The following is a 16,872-nucleotide window of genomic DNA, read 5'->3' as shown; positions in this document are numbered from 1 at the left end:
TTCCTGTATAATTAACGGTCGGCCGTTAGTTTGCCGATCTCTCTGTTAACTGATTATCGAGTACATCATGGAACGAGTACCTGTTAGTTTGCTCTTAGAGCAAGGGCCCATGTTGAAATCCTTTGCCGGTGTTATCGGCAGAGAACTAGTTCCTTTTACTATCGCGAGTGAAAACCCCGATTCGTTTGCCGACATAACGGCTGAACTAGCAACGCCCAGCGAACGCCTTATTAGCCACTACATGGAATGGGCAGGCTGCGATAAAGGACGATATAGCGCCAGCATTCCCACACATATATTCTTTCAATTAGCGATGCCTTTGTGTATCAAACAGCTTGCGCAATCGCGCTATCGCCTGAGCAAAGTAATCAATCAAGGCTGCCGAATGACAGTCATCAAGCCGGTGCCTTGGGAAACCCCCGTGATGGCTAAGGTCAGCGTGACATCAGTTCGGGAAGTTCCAGGCAAAGCGCGGGTGAGCCAAACCATCAGTATTTATTATGACGATGAGCTCGCTGCTGAATTGCAAGTGCAAACCTTGTTTCCGCTCAGCATCGCCAGTAAGCGACGCAACAAGCTTCCAGAAACACAGGCATCATATAGTGTCATTGGCCACTGGAGCTCCAATGATCATGACGGCCGTGATTTCGCCTTGTTAAGCGGCGACTTTAACCCGATTCATTGGAGCCGTTGGGTAGGGAAAATGTCGCCATTTGGCACTCGAGTACTTCACGGCATGGGCACTTTCATTCGGAGTATTGAAGTGTTACAAAACAACCTTCAAGCCAACATTCGTGATATCGACGCAAGATTCACCGCGCCACTGAAGCTTCCCGGCGGCGTCAACACCCTATTGCATCAACTGGACTCGACGGCCGCTAACCAGCAGCAAGTGCCACTGCGATTGGAAGATGAGAATGGTCGCTTGCTGATGCTTGGTAGCTATCAGCTCTAGCATGATGCTAGCGCAAGGATAAAAAAGGCCCCAAATGTTGGGGCCTTTTTGCTAGTTAAATAGCCATTCACGAATCGCTTAGTGCTGCGTCCAAATCTTCGATTTTTGCTTTCCACAAGGCTGGGCCTCGGACGTGGGCATTGTCACCAGTGCTGTCGACCGCAACCGTAACGGGCATATCTTCAACTTCAAACTCATAGATGGCTTCCATACCTAAGTCTTCAAAAGCGACCACTTTGGCTTTCTTAATCGCTTTGGCAACCAAGTAAGCTGCGCCACCAACAGCCATCAGGTACACAGCTTGATGATTCTTAATACTCTCGACAGCCGCTGGCCCCCGCTCGGCTTTACCAATCATGCCTATCAGGCCAGTATCAGCAAGCATCATGTCAGTAAATTTGTCCATCCGAGTGGATGTCGTAGGGCCTGCAGGTCCAACCGCTTCATCACCCACAGCATCAACTGGACCAACGTAATAGATGAATTTATTGGTAAAATCCACACCTTCAGGTAAGCCTTCGCCTTTGCTAAGCATCTCTTGAATGCGCTTGTGAGCCGCATCTCGGCCGGTCAAAATAGTGCCACTGAGCAATACTGTTTCGCCTGTTTTCCATTCCTGAATATCAGTTTTGCTCACTTCATCCAGATTGACCCGACGCACATTGTCACCCACTTCCCAAGTGACCTCGGGCCAATCCGAAACTTTCGGAGCTTTGAGCTCTGCCGGGCCGGAGCCATCAAGGTGGAAATGAACGTGACGAGTCGCCGCACAATTTGGAATCATACAGACCGGCTTAGACGCTGCATGAGTTGGCGCAGTCTTTACTTTAACGTCGACCACAGTAGTCAAACCACCGAGCCCTTGGGCGCCAATACCTAACTTATTGGCCTTCTCATACAAATCGAGACGTAATTGCTCATCGGCGTTATCCGCACCTTTGGCCATCAGGTCGTGAATATCGACCGGATCCATTAACGATTCCTTCGCCAACACCGCAGCTTTTTCGGCCGTACCACCAATACCAATGCCAATCATACCCGGAGGGCACCAGCCAGCGCCCATCGTCGGCAAGGTTTTCAAAACCCACTCAACAACATCATCGGACGGATTGAGCATGACCATTTTGCTCTTATTTTCAGAGCCCCCACCTTTAGCTGCGATCATCACTTCAACCTGATCACCTGCAACCAATTCGGTATGCACAACGGCTGGAGTGTTATCTTTGGTGTTCAAGCGCTTACCGTTTGGATCGGCGACAATGGATGCACGCAATGGATTGTCAGGGTTGTTGTATGCTCGGCGGGTGCCTTCATCAATCATCTCTTGCAGCGTCAGATCACCATCCCACTGCACCTTCATTCCAACTTTAACAAAGCAAGTGACGATCCCAGTATCCTGGCAAATCGGTCGACGACCTTCGGCTGACATTCGGCTGTTGATAAGAATTTGTGCAATTGCATCTTTAGCTGCCTGAGATTGTTCTTTTTCGTATGCTTCGGCGAGTGCATTGACAAAATCGAGGGGATGATAATAACTGATGTATTGCAGCGCATCGGCGACGCTTTCAATCAAATCGTCTTGGCGAATGATGGTCATTGTTATCTCCGTGGACCAATTACTAAGGTCCCGTTTGTTATTAGAGGGTATAGATGTTTTTCACGCTGGCGCTATGATAACCTCCGCCACCCATCGCTACCAGCGGGTAAGTCAATAATTGGAGAACAGATTTTTGCAACAACGGCAAGGCGCAATTGAGCTGTTAGACTGGCACCGATTTGGTGATCCTGAGGAGATTGCTCGGCATTTTTATCGCCAACCAGATTTCGTATGGCTGGACTCAGCAAACAACAATCACGCCAATAGCCGTTGTCACATCATCGCCTGGTCACCACGCCTAAAACTCATCACCGAACGGGGTGAAACCAAGATCGACAGCCAGCGGCAACAGCCGGTGCAACTGCCTACCGATCCAAAGCTATCCCCTTTTGCCGCGATGCGGTACATAGCCAAACAACTTGCCTGGCAATCGACCACGCAATTGATTCAAACCTTTGATGGTGGTTGGCTGGGTTTTTGGGGCTATGATCTTGGTCGTTATCTCGAACGCCTGCCAAACAATGCCGTGGCCGACATCGACTTTCCAGATATGGCAGTCGGTTGGTATGAGGCGGCGCTGATTATCGACCAAACAGAGCAACGTGCCTACGTGATTGGAGAAAGCCAAGCGGTCACAAAGCTCAGCGCCGAGTTGCACCACCTTCGCCCGGCGCAACAGGCCGCCGATTTTCGCTTGCTTTCGCCGTGGACATCAAACATGTCGGAGCAGCAATACCAAGCAAAGTTTGCTTCAGTTCAACGCTATTTGCTAGCCGGCGATTGCTACCAAGTCAATCTAGCGCAGCGCCACCAAAGCCAGTTTGAAGGTGAGCCATTTAACGCCTATCTGGCACTCAGACAACACAATGCTGGCCCCTTTTCAGCGTACATCAACGCCACTAAGGGCCAAGTTCTCAGCTTGTCGCCAGAACGTTTTATCGAATGTCGCCAGCAACAAATAGAAACCAAACCGATTAAGGGCACGCGACCACGTGGCAACGATCGAGTTAGTGATGAGAGACAAGCGCAGGAGTTGCAACGAGCCGACAAAGATCGCGCAGAGAATTTGATGATCGTGGACTTGTTACGCAATGACGTCAGTAAGGTCGCAGCCCCTGGTAGCGTTGATGTACCGGTACTGTTTGGCATTGAAAGCTTTCCTTCTGTCCACCATATGGTTTCCACAGTAACTGCGACGCTTTCTGATGAGCATGATGTTTATGATCTGATTGAAGGCGCGTTCCCCGGCGGTTCAATTACCGGCGCCCCGAAAATTCGGGCAATGGAAATCATTGACGAACTAGAGCCGCACCGCCGCAACATATATTGCGGTTCGATTGGTTATATTTCAGTGACCGGACAAATGGATACCAGCATTACCATTCGGACCTTGTTGTGTGACAACAACCAACAGATTTATTGCTGGGCCGGCGGCGGTTTAGTCGCGGACTCAGAATGTTCAGCCGAATATCAGGAAACCCATGATAAGGTGAGCAAGATTTTACCTTTGTTGAATGACCTAGGATGACAGCGAGTCGACAGCAATTTCTAACTCAGTTCAGTTTGCAACCCTTGCAAATTGAAGATCACAAGGCCAGCTATCAGCATGAGGCAGCTGTTGTCATTCCGCTGTTTGAACACCACCAACAACTGCATGTGCTTTTCACCCAGCGAGCCGCTCATCTCAGGCATCATGGCGGCCAGATAAGTTTTCCGGGTGGTCGTTACGATGCAGATGACAGCAACTTACAAGCCACCGCATGGCGTGAGTGTGACGAAGAAATTGGTATCCAGCCAGATGCTGTATGGGGCCAATTACCGACTTACGTGTCCAATAGTGGTTTCTCAATCACGCCCTATATCGGTTGGTTTGAGCAAGTACCACAGCCAACGCCAAACCCCGAAGAGGTCGACTTCACTTTCTCGGTTCCGTTAGCTCACTTAATGGACCCGACTAACCATTATCGTTATACCGTCAAGCGTAACCAACGCCAATTGGACGTTTACTGGATTCCATGGAATGGCCACTATATCTGGGGCGTAACGGCAGGGATCATTCACAACCTTTACAGTCATCTATTCCGCCAAACTCGCAACGCCGAGCGCAGCTGACAACATATCTTGCCAATCGAGCCAACAATGCTTCAGTGGCCACTGCTCGCGTAACCTCAAGGTGGCAGGTTAATATGGCGTTCGAACTATTCCGCAATCATAGCCCCCACTAGGAACTCTATGTTTAGTGTCCGCGACATGTTTACCGTTGGAATTGGCCCCAGCAGCTCCCATACCGTCGGCCCAATGAGAGCCGCAGCCGATTTCGTCGATCAACTTCAGCAACAGCGACAGTTGACTGTTATCACTGACATCAAATGTGAACTGTTCGGTTCACTTGGTCAAACCGGTAAAGGTCATGGTTCAGGCAAAGCCGTGATTCTCGGTCTACTTGGACTCGATCCTGAAACTGTCGATGTTGATCAAGTACCGCAATTGTTGGCAGAAATTGACAACACGCAACAGATTGCGCTGAATCAACAGCATGTCGTCCGCTTTCCCAAGAAGGGCGCCATTGTGTTTCACCATCGACAAAGCCTGCCGCAACATAGCAATGGCATGCGACTGCAAGCGTTCAGCGATAAACAATTGATACTGAGCCAAGAGTACTATTCGATTGGCGGAGGCTTCGTCGTTACAGCTGAGCAATTGGGCCAGATGGAACCGCAAGATAACCACACTGCGTTACCTTTTCCATTTGAAACCAGTGCCGAACTGATGGCGCACTGCCAAGAACAAGGGATGACCATCGCAGCAGTGATGAAAGCCAATGAAACTGCTTGGTGTGACTACAGCCAAATCATCCAGCACATTCGCTCGGTCGCTGCTGTCATGGAGCAATGCATTGTCCGAGGTTGCCGAACACAAGGTGTACTGCCTGGCGGATTAAAACTGCAACGTCGAGCTCCGTTGCTCGCGCGCCAGCTAAAGGCTGAACAAAAAACCAATCAAGATCCACTCAATGCGATGGATTGGGTGAACCTGTATGCTCTGGCAGTGAACGAAGAGAATGCCGCCGGAGGTCGAGTTGTCACGGCGCCGACTAATGGCGCTGCTGGCGTTATTCCTGCCGTGCTGGCCTACTATCAACACTTTGTCGGCGAATTGGATGATGACACCCTTGAGATATTCTTCCTGACGGCAACCGCAATCGGTTCATTGTACAAACACAATGCCTCGATATCGGGCGCGGAGGTTGGTTGCCAGGGTGAAGTCGGCGTTGCTTGTTCAATGGCCGCAGCGGCGCTTACCGCGTTACTTGGTGGTACCAACGGGCAAATAGAGAACGCCGCCGAGATTGGCATGGAGCACAATCTGGGCCTCACTTGCGACCCTATTGGTGGTCTAGTACAGGTACCTTGTATTGAGCGCAACGCGATGGGCGCAATCAAAGCAATTAATGCCGCTCGGCTGGCAATGCGTGGTTCCGGCAATCACAAAGTACCGCTCGACAAGGTCATCACCACCATGCGCGATACTGGTCGCGATATGAAAACCAAATACAAAGAAACGGCCCGCGGCGGCCTAGCGGTAAACGTGATCGAGTGCTAACGAACCGGCAACTCGATGTCGGAAAATAAGGCGTCCATTTCCTCAGGAGAGTTGGCAGCAATGGCTTGATCAACCAAGTCACGGTTTAAGTGGGAAGCGAATCGCTCAATAAAATCATACATGTAGCCACGCATGAAGGTGCCTTTGCGGAAGCAGATGTTTGTGGTACTACGTTCAAACAAATGCTCGGTGTGAATCGTTACTAGATCGTTATCGACAACGGGATCGATTGCCATGGTGGCAATCACCCCGACACCTAAACCAAGGCGCACATAAGTCTTGATGACATCAGCATCAGTGGCAGTGAAAGCAATGTGCGGTTTGCAACCGGCCCTTGCAAAAGCCTCATCCAGCGCTGAACCACCACTAAAACCAAACACATAGGTGACCAAGGGATACTCAGCGAGTTCATCGATGGTGATATTGCTGCTTCGGGCAAGCGGATGATCAGGCCGCACCACCAGCGAGCGAGTCCAGTGATAACAAGGTAGCCGCACCAAGTCCTGATATAAGTGCATGGCTTCAGTCGCAATAGCGAAGTCTGCCTCACCACGAGCTGCCACTTCACTGAGTTGTGCGGGTGTTCCCTGATGCATATTCAGACTGACCTTTGGAAAGCGCTCCATAAAGCCTTTAATAACTTCAGGTAATGCGTAGCGGGCTTGAGTATGGGTCGTCGCAATGTTTAGTAAGCCTTCATCTGGGCGAGTGTGCTCGCTGGCAATCGCCCGAATACTGTCAGCCTGTTCAAGCATCGACCGGGCAACCTCTAGGATTTGCTGCCCTGCTGGTGTTACATGGCTTAAGTGTTTGCCGCTACGACCAAAAATTTGAACACCAAGCTCGTCTTCAAGCATTCTAACTTGTTTACTAATACCTGGTTGAGAGGTGTATAAACTCTCTGCCGTGGCTGAAACATTGAGGTTATGGTTGAACACTTCCACTATGTATCGAAGTTGCTGCAATTTCATTTTGTTCCCTCAATTTGCTAACTGTGAGCAGAGCATTAGACTTGACTGTACGAAACCGTATCCTTTTCTCCAACTCAATGGAATAACAATTTAACTGCATGTACGACTTGTTTAGTCAAAAAAAGGTACTGATTGTTGATGATTTCGCCGAATTTCGGCTGTCATTGCGTTCTATGGTTGATGGCTTTGGTTGCGCCGCAGTCGACTTAGCTAAAAACGGTGAAGAGGCAGTTGCACAGTATCAACAAAACCGCCACCACATCGTGTTGTGCGATTACAACTTAGGCAAGCAGCAAAACGGCCAGCAAGTACTCGAAGAAATCAGCCTCAGGGGTTGGTTGCGTGCTGATACGGTGTTCGTCCTGATCACCGCCGAGACGTCGCTTAGCATGGTCATGGGGGCGCTGGAATTCAGGCCCGATGATTACTTATCAAAACCTATCAACAAAGCCAACCTGAGAACCAGGTTGACGCGTCTGTTACAGCAGAAAGCTGAACTCTCCGACATATACGAGGCGTTGGGTCAGCATGATTACCCCCTCGCTCGGCAGCGCTGCACCGCTCATATTAAAGCCAAAAGCCGCTATGCCGGCGCCTGCTATCGTTTGTTAGCAGAGATCCTCTTACGTCAGGAAAAACCGGCAGAAGCCAAAGCCATCTATCAACAAATGATTGATGTTCGGGCATCACGATGGGCACTGCAAGGTTTGGCTGAAAGTCATTTCATGTTGGCTGAAATCGATGCTTGCATTGATGTCGCTAAACAAGTTCTAGCGGAGAACAACCGAGCGATCGATGCCATGGAATTGTTGGCGAAGTGCTACATGGCGCAAGGGCAATATCCAGAGGCTTACGACTTTATTAAGCAAGCAATCGCTATTTCACCGCGTTCGATCAAACGTCAGCGCATTGCCGCACAAATTGCCAAGCTCAATAAAGATCCCCAAGCTGAGCTAAGGGCTCTGCGCCACATTCACGAATTGGGTGTGCACTCGGTGCAGGCCGAGCCTGATGACAATGTCCATTACTTAAATCAACTCATCACTCACGCAGAAGTGGAATCCGGCGTTAACCGGCGCCGCTTAATAGCCGAAGCACAAGAACAACTGACACGTTTCAGTCGTCAGAAAATCGATGAACGCCATCATAGCCAAGGATTGATACTGCAAGCACAAATGGCGCGAGTACAAGGATCAAGCAAACAGGCGGAGCAGTTACTGACTCAAGTCTATGAACAAGCTCCGGGAATGATGCAACAACAAGATGAGTTGACCTTGGCTATGCTACAAAAAGGCTTACAGCAGACCAATATGGTTGAACATCGGCAACACGTTGAGCAGCAACTAAAACAATCGCGAGAACAACACCAGCAACGTGAACAAATTGCAGCCAAAAGTGTCGAAAATGTGCGCGGAATTAAACAATATGAAGCGGGTGATTACGTGGCGGCAATTGATAGTTTTAGAGAGGCGGTAGCCAATAACCCCGCAAGCACCGCGATTACTCTTAACTTGGTGCAAGCGCTACTGAAACACTTGCCACCAGGCACTGATCGTATGAAAGTTCGTGATGAATGCACCACATTATTGGATCAACAGCGATTTTTACAACCGAATAATCCAAGATATAAACGATATCAAACGTTGAAGAGCAAGGTTCAACAGTTGTAGTAGGGATCAATAAATGCCAGATCATCAATTAGATTTCTCAACCGTGCTCGCCGCCTGCGTCCACGATATGAAAAACAGCTTGTTTATGTTGTTGCAATCCATCGAGCAGCTGGCCGACAACAACGATCTTCCCGCCGAACAACAGCAAGAATTAGCCAAGCTCCACTATGAGGCCTATCGGGTTAATACCAACCTGATGCAACTATTGAGTTTGTACCGGCTTGAGCGCCAACGTCTGCCATTAACCATCGAAGAGTACTTCGTTGCCGATCTGTTCGACGAGTTAATTGCCAAAAACTCGTTGTATCTTGAAAGCAAAGCAATTGTCATCGATACCGATGTCGATCCAGACCTAATTTGGTATCTCGATGGCGATTTGATCAATAACTTACTCACCGATGTGGTGAACAATGCCCTCAGGTATTGCAACAAACAACTATTGCTGAGCGCTCGAGTGAATGACGAGCAAATGTTGGAAATCGTTATTGAAGACGATGGCAACGGTTACCCCGAGCAAATGCTAAAATTTGATACCACCAGCGATTTGCAGTCATTTGATATTAAGAACGGCCGCACCGGCTTGGGGTTATACTTTGCTGGATTGATTGCACGCTCACACAAGAATAAATCGATTCAGGGTAATATTGAGCTCTCGAATGGTGGCCATTTCGGCGGCAGCGTCTTTACATTAACGCTACCCTAATGCACTGCTTTTCGATAGAGTATAGAGCCTTGGAATACAAAAACTTAATGTACAGGATAAAGGTCTAATGACTGGTACGGCAATCATAATTGTAGCGCTGATTGTGGCACTCATATTTCTTGTCATCATCGTCAATGTGATGCAACAACAAAAAGAACGTCAAAACGCAGAGCGCCGTACAGAAATTGCTCGCCAGAAAGCGATCATCGATGAGACCGAAGATGTCATGCTGCTGAGCAGCAAGATGCCGATGAGCAAGCAACTTATGCGCGTACTGCTGACACGTGTAGTAAATGCGTTGCAAAGTTGGCAGAAGGTTCAAGGCACCGATGAGGTCAATCGTCGATTAAAGGACATTAATGGCCAGCTGAAAGAGCTTGATGGCGGCTACAGTGAAATTTCTGAGCGCGCGTTTCAGGTTCCCGACAACGAGAAACAAGCCATCGCTCTACTCCAAGGCTTAAAGAAACTGCGTTTACTGATTCGTGCCGAACACAACAAAGGCCAGGTTTCGCCCGCGGTTTTCGTTGATGAAGAAAAAAGAATCGACCGCTTGCTGATCAGAATCAACTTGGAAAACCTGATGTCGCGAGCGACATCGTCAATGTTAACCAAGCAATATGGCTCTTGCCGTCAAATGCTTGATAAAGCCGAAACTGTCATCTCTGCCGTCACTGTTCCCGATGAGTATATTGCCGGCAAAATTAGTGATATCGAACGATTGAGAGCAGAACTTGCTGCGGTAAACCGCAAGGTTGAAGAAGAGAACCAAGCCAAGCTGAAGCGCAAATCCGACGAGGATGATCTGATTTTCAACAAGAAAAAATGGTAGCCGCATTTGTATCGACAAACGGACCTTCAGGGTCCGTTTTTTGTTGCCAGTAGACACAAAAAAACCACCGCATTGCGGTGGTTTTTTTATCTCTAAGCGTTACTTTTTCTTCGCCTTAGTGGTTTTCTTACCCTTGGTTTGCTCTTGGTGCCACTCACCATCCCGGTAATGTGCGACCCAGCCAGTTGCTTTACCAGCAACTTCAGACATCACGTATTGCTCTTTGTTTTTGCGACTAAAGCGAACAAGTGACGGATTGCCATCTGGGTCCTTGGCAGGCGCATCAGCGAGATAGTAGAACTTCGGCGAAATACGTTCTCTAAACCGAGCAAGCTCTTCAACCAACGGCGCCCGAGTTTCGCGCGACTTGGGGAACGTGCTGGCAGCCAAGAAGATACCCGCTGCGCCGTCACGCAACACAAAGTGTGCATCGGATTTCTCACATGGTAGCTCTGGCAGCATCACTGGATCTTCTTTCGGTGGTGCTGGTTCGCCATTTTTCAACAGCTTACGAGTGTTCTTACACTCTTCGTTGGTACAGGCAAAGTACTTACCGAAGCGACCATTCAGCAACTGCATATCAGAGCTACAGCGATCACATTCAATAACGGGCCCGTCGTAACCTTTAATCTTGAACTCGCCCTTCTCAACGATATAGCCATCGCAGCGAGGGTTGTTACCACAAACATGAAGTTTGCGTTCGGTATCAATTAAGTAACTATCCATCGCAGTGCCACATTTAGGGCAACGATGTTTCGCCATCAGAGATTCGGTTTCTGACTCCAGAGCCGATTCAGCTTCATCACCAGATGTCAGGTTCATGGTGTTGTTGCAACGCTCTTTCGGAGGCAATGCATAACCAGAACATCCTAAGAAAACGCCTGTGCGAGCAGTACGGATCCCCATAGGACGGCCACACTTGCCACACGGAATGTCGGTCATGACCATCTGGTTGTCAGACATACCGCCTTCATCAGCGGGTAGCTCTGCAGTTTCTAACTTGCCCGAAAAATCAGCGTAAAAGACGTCCAACACATCAAGCCAGTTTTGTTCACCAGAAGCGACCTGATCGAGGGTACTTTCCATCTGCGCAGTAAAGTCGTAGCTCATCAGGTCATCAAAATTCTGCAATAACCGATCAGTCACAATTTCGCCCATTTTCTCGGCGTAGAACCGGCGCGTTTCGAGGCGCACGTAGCCGCGATCTTGAATAGTCGAAATAATGCTGGCATAAGTCGATGGTCGGCCGATGCCGCGTTTCTCAAGTTCCTTCACTAACGACGCTTCGCTGAAACGTGCAGGAGGTTTAGTGAAGTGTTGTTTTTGCTCCAACTTCTCTTTGTTGATTGCTTGCCCTTTGGTCACAGCAGGCAAGATCACTTCGTCTTCTGCCTTGCGAACCAATGGTGCTAACACTCGGGTCCAGCCATCAAACTTAAGGGTTCGACCGCTGGCACGGAATTCGTAATCACCGGCTTGTACCGTCAGTTTAGTGGCATCGTATTCTGCCGGTACCATCTGACAAGCGACAAATTGCTTCCAAATAAGCTCGTAGAGGCGCTCTGCGTCCCTTTCAACACCAGATAGTTGCGAAGCCACTAGGTTAACGTCAGAAGGCCGTATCGCTTCGTGAGCCTCTTGTGCATTGTCCTTGCTGCCGTAGACATTGGCCGCCTGTGGCAAATAGTTGCTACCAAAGTTGGCGCCGATGTAATCACGACAAGCTGATACAGCCTGCTGACTCAAGTTGGTTGAGTCAGTACGCATATACGTAATGTGGCCGGCTTCATAAAGGCGTTGAGCCAACATCATGGTTTTCTTCACACCAAAACCCAGACGAGTGCTCGCTGCTTGCTGCAAGGTCGAGGTAATAAATGGTGCCGAAGGTCGGGAGCGGCTTGGTTTCGTTTCGCGGTCAGCCACAATAAACTGAGAAGCGTTAATCGCCGCAGCTGCAGCATTGGCTTGCTCTTCATTGACAGCTTTGAAAGCTTTACCGGCATAGCGTTGCAACTCTGCTCGGAACTGCTCTCCAGAAACGCTTAAATCAGCGTGAATTCGCCAAAACTCTTCGGGGATGAAGGCTTTGATTTCTCGTTCGCGCTCAACCACTAAGCGCACAGCGACCGACTGCACACGACCGGCAGACAATCCCCGAGCAACTTTCTTCCATAGCAGCGGCGAGACCATAAAGCCCACCACTCGATCGAGAAAGCGACGCGCCTGCTGCGCATTAACCCGATCTGTGTTTAAGTGAGCAGGGTTCGCAAAGGCATCTTTGATCGCTGATTTGGTGATTTCATTAAACACCACGCGCTGATACCGCTCCGGATCACCGCCGATCACTTGCTGCAAATGCCAAGCGATGGCCTCCCCTTCGCGGTCCAAATCCGTTGCGAGGTAAATGTTGTCAGCTTTCGCTGCCAGCGTTTTTAGCTCATTGACCACTTTTTCTTTGCCGGGCAGCACTTCATAGCTTGCTTGCCACCCTTTGTTGGGATCAATGCCCATGCGCGTGACCAGAGCCGCCTGCTCTTTTTGCTTCTTGAGCTTGGCTTTTTGCTCAGGTGACATTCCCGCAGTAGAGGTCCGTTTGCGGTTAGCAGTCGAAGAAGATGACCGAGAGCCTGTCGGCAAGTCACGGATATGGCCGACACTGGACTTAACGATGAAGTCCTTGCCTAAATATTTGTTAATAGTCTTCGCCTTGGCGGGCGACTCCACTATGACCAGCGATTTTCCCATAAAGATTACTGCTGTCCTTCAAACGATAAGTGGCAGAAAAAGAAGCGTATATATAGAGGCATAACGCCCCAGATGCAAGGATGTCAACTTTTCATTGCAAATTTTTCTCCAACAAATGACATATTAACTCGAATATTTTTACCTACTCGTTGAGTTGATCCGCTCCTAATAAACCTGTAAAACGAGCAATTACTCGAGCAAGGAAGACCTTGCCTTTTCTATAAAAAATGGCTCCACAAAAGACAATGTGAGCATAAAAGGTCAATGAGAGGCACATAGGTAATGACCTATCAAGAATTCAATTTCGATGGACTGGTTGGTCCAAATCACAATTACGCTGGTTTATCTTTCGGTAACGTCGCTTCGACAGGCAACGCCAATTCAACATCAAACCCTCAACAAGCCGCACTGCAAGGCTTAGGCAAAATGCGTAAGCTGATGTCGTTGGGTATCCCGCAAGGTGTCTTTGCGCCGCAACAACGCCCACATGTGCAAGCATTGCGAGCCATCGGCTTTCAGGGCAATGACGCTGATGTAATGAGCCAAGCGTTAGCCCAAGCGCCGGCAATTTTTAACGCTTGTGTCTCCGCATCTTCAATGTGGACAGCCAACGCAGCAACGGTGTCACCGAGTCCAGATACAGCCGACGGCAAAGTTCACTTCAGTGCGGCCAACCTAATCAATAAATTTCACCGTTCGTTGGAGCATCCATTTACCACTGCACTTCTCGAACGCGTGTTTCCCAGCCAGGATCATTTTGTCCATCACGGTGCGCTGCCAATGAGCGATCACTTCGGTGATGAAGGCGCAGCGAACCACACTCGCTTTTGTAATGGTTACGGCAGTGATGGGGTAGAATTCTTTGTCTACGGCAAAGCTGCATTTGATGGTAGCAAACCACAACCACAAAAGTTTCCAGCACGACAAACCTTAGAAGCAAGCCAAGCGGTTGCCAGACGCCATGGTTTAAGCACTGATCGCACTGTCTATTCGCAGCAAAACCCTGACGTCATTGATGCCGGTGTTTTCCATAACGATGTCATTTCGGTAGGCAATGGTAATGCATTGTTTTATCACGAATTAGCCTTTGCTGATGAGGCTCAAACGAAGACCGATTTGCAACGCGCATTTGACGACTTAGGCGAGATGGAATTCATCAAGGTACCGCTTGCTGAAGTGCCTGTTGCCGACGCCGTTGCCAGCTACCTGTTCAATACTCAGTTGATTTCGCTAAACGGCAATATGGCATTGATTGCTCCAACTGAGTGTCAACAAACAGAATCTGTCTATCGTTATCTGAACAACTTGTTACAGCAAAACACGGCAATACAGCATGTTGAATATATTGACGTCAAACAGAGCATGCAAAACGGCGGTGGCCCGGCTTGCTTGCGCTTGCGTGTGGTACTGAGCGAGCAAGAACAAGCTGCAGTCAATCAAGCCTGTGTTATGAATGAGACTAAAATCAGCGCTCTGGAAGCCTGGGTGAAGCAACATTACCGTGATCGTGTGGACGTCGCCGATCTCGCCGATCCGGTATTCGTCCAAGAGTGTAACACCGCGCTTGATGAACTGACTCAACTGCTTCAGCTCGGCTCGATTTACCCGTTTCAGCAGGCCTGACAAACAACGCAGGTTTTCCAGCAAAAGCAAAGAGGCAAGAATCAACACGACAAGACGCCGTAAAATCATCCCTGATGGCTCAGCCGCCGCTCCCTGCGGCGGATGCTTGTCGAATTGGTCCTTGCCCCTTTGTCGAGCGTTCTGAGCAAAACAAAAAACCGGAGCTTAGCTCCGGTTTTTTTTACGCTTTAAACGAGGCTGTGTAATTACAGGCCTTCAGCGTTTTCAGACAAGTACTTAGCAACACCTTCTGGTGACGCGTCCATACCTTCTTTGCCTTCTTCCCACTGTGCTGGGCAAACTTCACCGTTCTTCTCGTGGAAGTTCAGGGCGTCAACCATTCGCAGCATTTCGTCAACGTTACGGCCTAGAGGCAGGTCGTTAACGACTTGGTGGCGAACGTTGCCTTCAGAATCGATCAAGAATGAACCACGGAACGCAACACCTGCTTCTGGATGCTCTACGTCGTAGGCTTGGCAGATTTCGTGTTTAATATCAGCAACAAGTGGGTACTTAACAGCACCGATACCGCCATCTTCGATAGCAGTGTTACGCCACGCATTGTGAGAGAAGTGAGAATCGATAGACACACCGATAACCTTAACGCCACGCTTTTCGAATTCTTCAATGCGGTGATCGAATGCGATCAACTCAGATGGACAAACGAAAGTGAAGTCCAGTGGGTAGAAGAAAACTACCGCTTTAGAACCAGCGATGTACTCTTTCAGGTTGAAGCTATCAACGATTTCACCGTTACCAAGCACTGCAGCAGCAGTAAAATCTGGGGCGGGACGACCAACTAAAACAGCCATTGTTTATCTCCATTTTATGAGGCTCTGGCCCCCTTTTGGGCCAGCTACCAGATGTTCAGTTATTCCGACGCTGAATCGCTCGCATCATCGGCATATTTTGCCGCTGTTTCCTTGATCATCGGTTGCAGCTCACCCTGCTGAAACATCTCAATGATGATGTCGCAGCCACCAATTAGCTCACCATCAATCCACAATTGTGGGAAAGTCGGCCAATTGGCATAAGCAGGGAGTTCTGCTCGGATGTCAGGATTTTGCAAAATATCAACGTAAGCAAAGCGCTCACCACACTGCATCAGAACTTGCGAAGCTTGCGAAGAAAAGCCGCAGCTCGGCAATTTCGGAGAGCCTTTCATGTACAGAAGAATTGGGTTTTCTGCGATTTGCTTTTTGATACGGTCCAGCGTTTCCATAAATGTTCTCTTTAGGCCAATGAATTTTTATCAGAGGCAACATTGTACGCAGCTAGTGTAGCGAATCAAACCGACTGTTGGAGTGGTTTTTGCCTATTAGTTTGATAGGTAGAGACATTCAAAAATAACTAAATGTGGCTTTTCGTTTTGTAAATACCCGTTAGAATAGCTTCAGTATAAAAAAATCATCAAAAGGGCATAACACCCTGCCAATGGAGACGAGAGATATGGCATTCGAATTACCCCCCCTACCATATGAGAAAGACGCATTAGAGCCATTGATTTCTAAAGAAACTTTAGAGTATCACTACGGCAAACACCACAACACATACGTGGTCAAGTTAAATGGTCTGGTTGAGGGCACCGAGTACGAAGGAAAAAGCCTAGAAGATGTTGTTAAAACATCGAGCGGTGGTGTATTCAACAACGCTGCACAGATCTGGAACCACACATTTTACTGGCACTGCCTGAGCCCAAATGGCGGCGGTGAGCCGACTGGAGCATTGGCAGAAGCTATCAATGCAGCCTTCGGTTCTTTCGACGAGTTCAAAGCCAAGTTCACCGACAGCGCGATCAACAACTTCGGCTCTAGCTGGACTTGGTTGGTGAAAAAAGCTGATGGTTCTTTGGCCATCGTTAACACCTCAAACGCAGCAACGCCGCTAACCGAAGAAGGTGTTACACCACTGCTGACCGTTGATTTGTGGGAGCACGCTTACTACATCGATTTCCGTAACTTGCGCCCAAGCTACATGGAAGCGTTCTGGAAATTGGCAAACTGGGACTTCGCAGCAGAAAACTTTGCCTAAGCCAGTCGCTACTTTTCAATGTTAAAGCCGCCTTTTAGGCTGTCTCTTATACACAAATCCCCGCTAAGCAATTGGCGGGGATTTTTTTGAACTTTTTCCGTTAACTTCGATCTGATCTCCACACTACTTTTTGGGGAGTATC

14 protein-coding genes are annotated in these 16,872 nt (G+C 48.9%); 9 read left to right on the top strand and 5 right to left on the bottom strand.

Annotation, left to right across the window (positions count from 1 at the left end):
- The first annotated feature begins 67 nt into the window (after positions 1–67).
- Positions 68–955 carry a MaoC/PaaZ C-terminal domain-containing protein gene (locus CBE68_RS05990; RefSeq protein WP_087505168.1) on the top strand — a complete coding sequence of 296 codons (888 nt, stop codon included), beginning with the start codon at positions 68–70 and terminating at the stop codon, positions 953–955.
- 67 nt (positions 956–1,022) lie between these two features.
- Here CBE68_RS05990 and CBE68_RS05985 read toward each other — a convergent pair whose 3' ends face one another.
- Positions 1,023–2,552 (bottom strand): fumarate hydratase, encoded by a 1,530-nt coding sequence (locus CBE68_RS05985; protein WP_087505167.1) that lies wholly within the window; start codon positions 2,550–2,552, stop codon positions 1,023–1,025.
- Between the two features lie 133 nt (positions 2,553–2,685).
- Here CBE68_RS05985 and pabB point away from each other — a divergent pair, with 133 nt between their 5' ends.
- The 3 genes from pabB (at position 2,686) to CBE68_RS05970 (ending at position 6,155) form a co-directional block, all read left to right on the top strand.
- Positions 2,686–4,080: an aminodeoxychorismate synthase component I gene (gene pabB, locus CBE68_RS05980; RefSeq protein WP_229744678.1), complete on the top strand. Its 1,395-nt coding sequence runs from the start codon at positions 2,686–2,688 to the stop codon at positions 4,078–4,080.
- Positions 4,077–4,664: a CoA pyrophosphatase gene (locus CBE68_RS05975; protein WP_087505166.1), complete on the top strand. Its 588-nt coding sequence runs from the start codon at positions 4,077–4,079 to the stop codon at positions 4,662–4,664. The genes pabB and CBE68_RS05975 overlap by 4 nt, the downstream gene beginning before the upstream one ends.
- 120 nt (positions 4,665–4,784) lie before the next feature.
- Positions 4,785–6,155 carry an L-serine ammonia-lyase gene (locus tag CBE68_RS05970; protein ID WP_087505165.1) on the top strand — a complete coding sequence of 457 codons (1,371 nt, stop codon included), beginning with the start codon at positions 4,785–4,787 and terminating at the stop codon, positions 6,153–6,155.
- On the opposite strand, the gene cysB is transcribed toward CBE68_RS05970, so the two are convergent.
- Positions 6,152–7,126 carry an HTH-type transcriptional regulator CysB gene (gene cysB / locus CBE68_RS05965; protein WP_087505164.1) on the bottom strand — a complete coding sequence of 325 codons (975 nt, stop codon included), beginning with the start codon at positions 7,124–7,126 and terminating at the stop codon, positions 6,152–6,154. The genes CBE68_RS05970 and cysB overlap by 4 nt on opposite strands.
- A 98-nt stretch (positions 7,127–7,224) precedes the next feature.
- Here cysB and CBE68_RS05960 point away from each other — a divergent pair, with 98 nt between their 5' ends.
- The 3 genes from CBE68_RS05960 to CBE68_RS05950 all read left to right on the top strand — a co-directional run bounded on the left by CBE68_RS05960 (position 7,225) and on the right by CBE68_RS05950 (position 10,331).
- Complete coding sequence (locus tag CBE68_RS05960; RefSeq protein WP_087505163.1) at positions 7,225–8,796, top strand: tetratricopeptide repeat-containing response regulator; 1,572 nt, start codon at positions 7,225–7,227, stop codon at positions 8,794–8,796.
- A gap of 13 nt (positions 8,797–8,809) precedes the next feature.
- Positions 8,810–9,499, top strand: a complete 690-nt coding sequence (locus CBE68_RS05955; protein ID WP_087505162.1) for a sensor histidine kinase — start codon at positions 8,810–8,812, stop codon at positions 9,497–9,499.
- 67 nt (positions 9,500–9,566) lie between these two features.
- Positions 9,567–10,331 (top strand): hypothetical protein, encoded by a 765-nt coding sequence (locus CBE68_RS05950; protein ID WP_087505161.1) that lies wholly within the window; start codon positions 9,567–9,569, stop codon positions 10,329–10,331.
- 99 nt (positions 10,332–10,430) lie between these two features.
- On the opposite strand, the gene topA is transcribed toward CBE68_RS05950, so the two are convergent.
- Entirely contained in the window at positions 10,431–13,076 is a 2,646-nt protein-coding gene (gene topA, locus CBE68_RS05945; protein WP_087505160.1) for a type I DNA topoisomerase, read from the bottom strand.
- Between the two features lie 282 nt (positions 13,077–13,358).
- On the opposite strand from topA, the gene astB reads away from it, so the two are divergent.
- Complete coding sequence (gene astB, locus CBE68_RS05940) at positions 13,359–14,699, top strand: N-succinylarginine dihydrolase (protein WP_087505159.1); 1,341 nt, start codon at positions 13,359–13,361, stop codon at positions 14,697–14,699.
- A gap of 206 nt (positions 14,700–14,905) precedes the next feature.
- Here the strand turns inward: astB and CBE68_RS05935 are convergent, their stop codons facing one another.
- A complete protein-coding gene (locus tag CBE68_RS05935) occupies positions 14,906–15,511 on the bottom strand; it encodes a peroxiredoxin (protein ID WP_087505158.1) in 606 nt (201 codons plus the stop codon).
- Between the two features lie 59 nt (positions 15,512–15,570).
- Positions 15,571–15,921, bottom strand: a complete 351-nt coding sequence (locus CBE68_RS05930; protein WP_087505157.1) for a Grx4 family monothiol glutaredoxin — start codon at positions 15,919–15,921, stop codon at positions 15,571–15,573.
- A 227-nt stretch (positions 15,922–16,148) separates the two neighbouring features.
- Here CBE68_RS05930 and sodB point away from each other — a divergent pair, with 227 nt between their 5' ends.
- Positions 16,149–16,730, top strand: a complete 582-nt coding sequence (gene sodB / locus CBE68_RS05925) for a superoxide dismutase [Fe] (protein ID WP_087505156.1) — start codon at positions 16,149–16,151, stop codon at positions 16,728–16,730.
- Positions 16,731–16,872: the final 142 nt, after the last annotated feature.

Source organism: Neiella marina (assembly GCF_002165625.1).
GTDB lineage: Bacteria > Pseudomonadota > Gammaproteobacteria > Enterobacterales > Neiellaceae > Neiella > Neiella marina.
The sequence above is the reverse complement of the archived record's forward strand: the minus strand, read 5'-3'. Positions and strand labels throughout refer to the sequence as shown.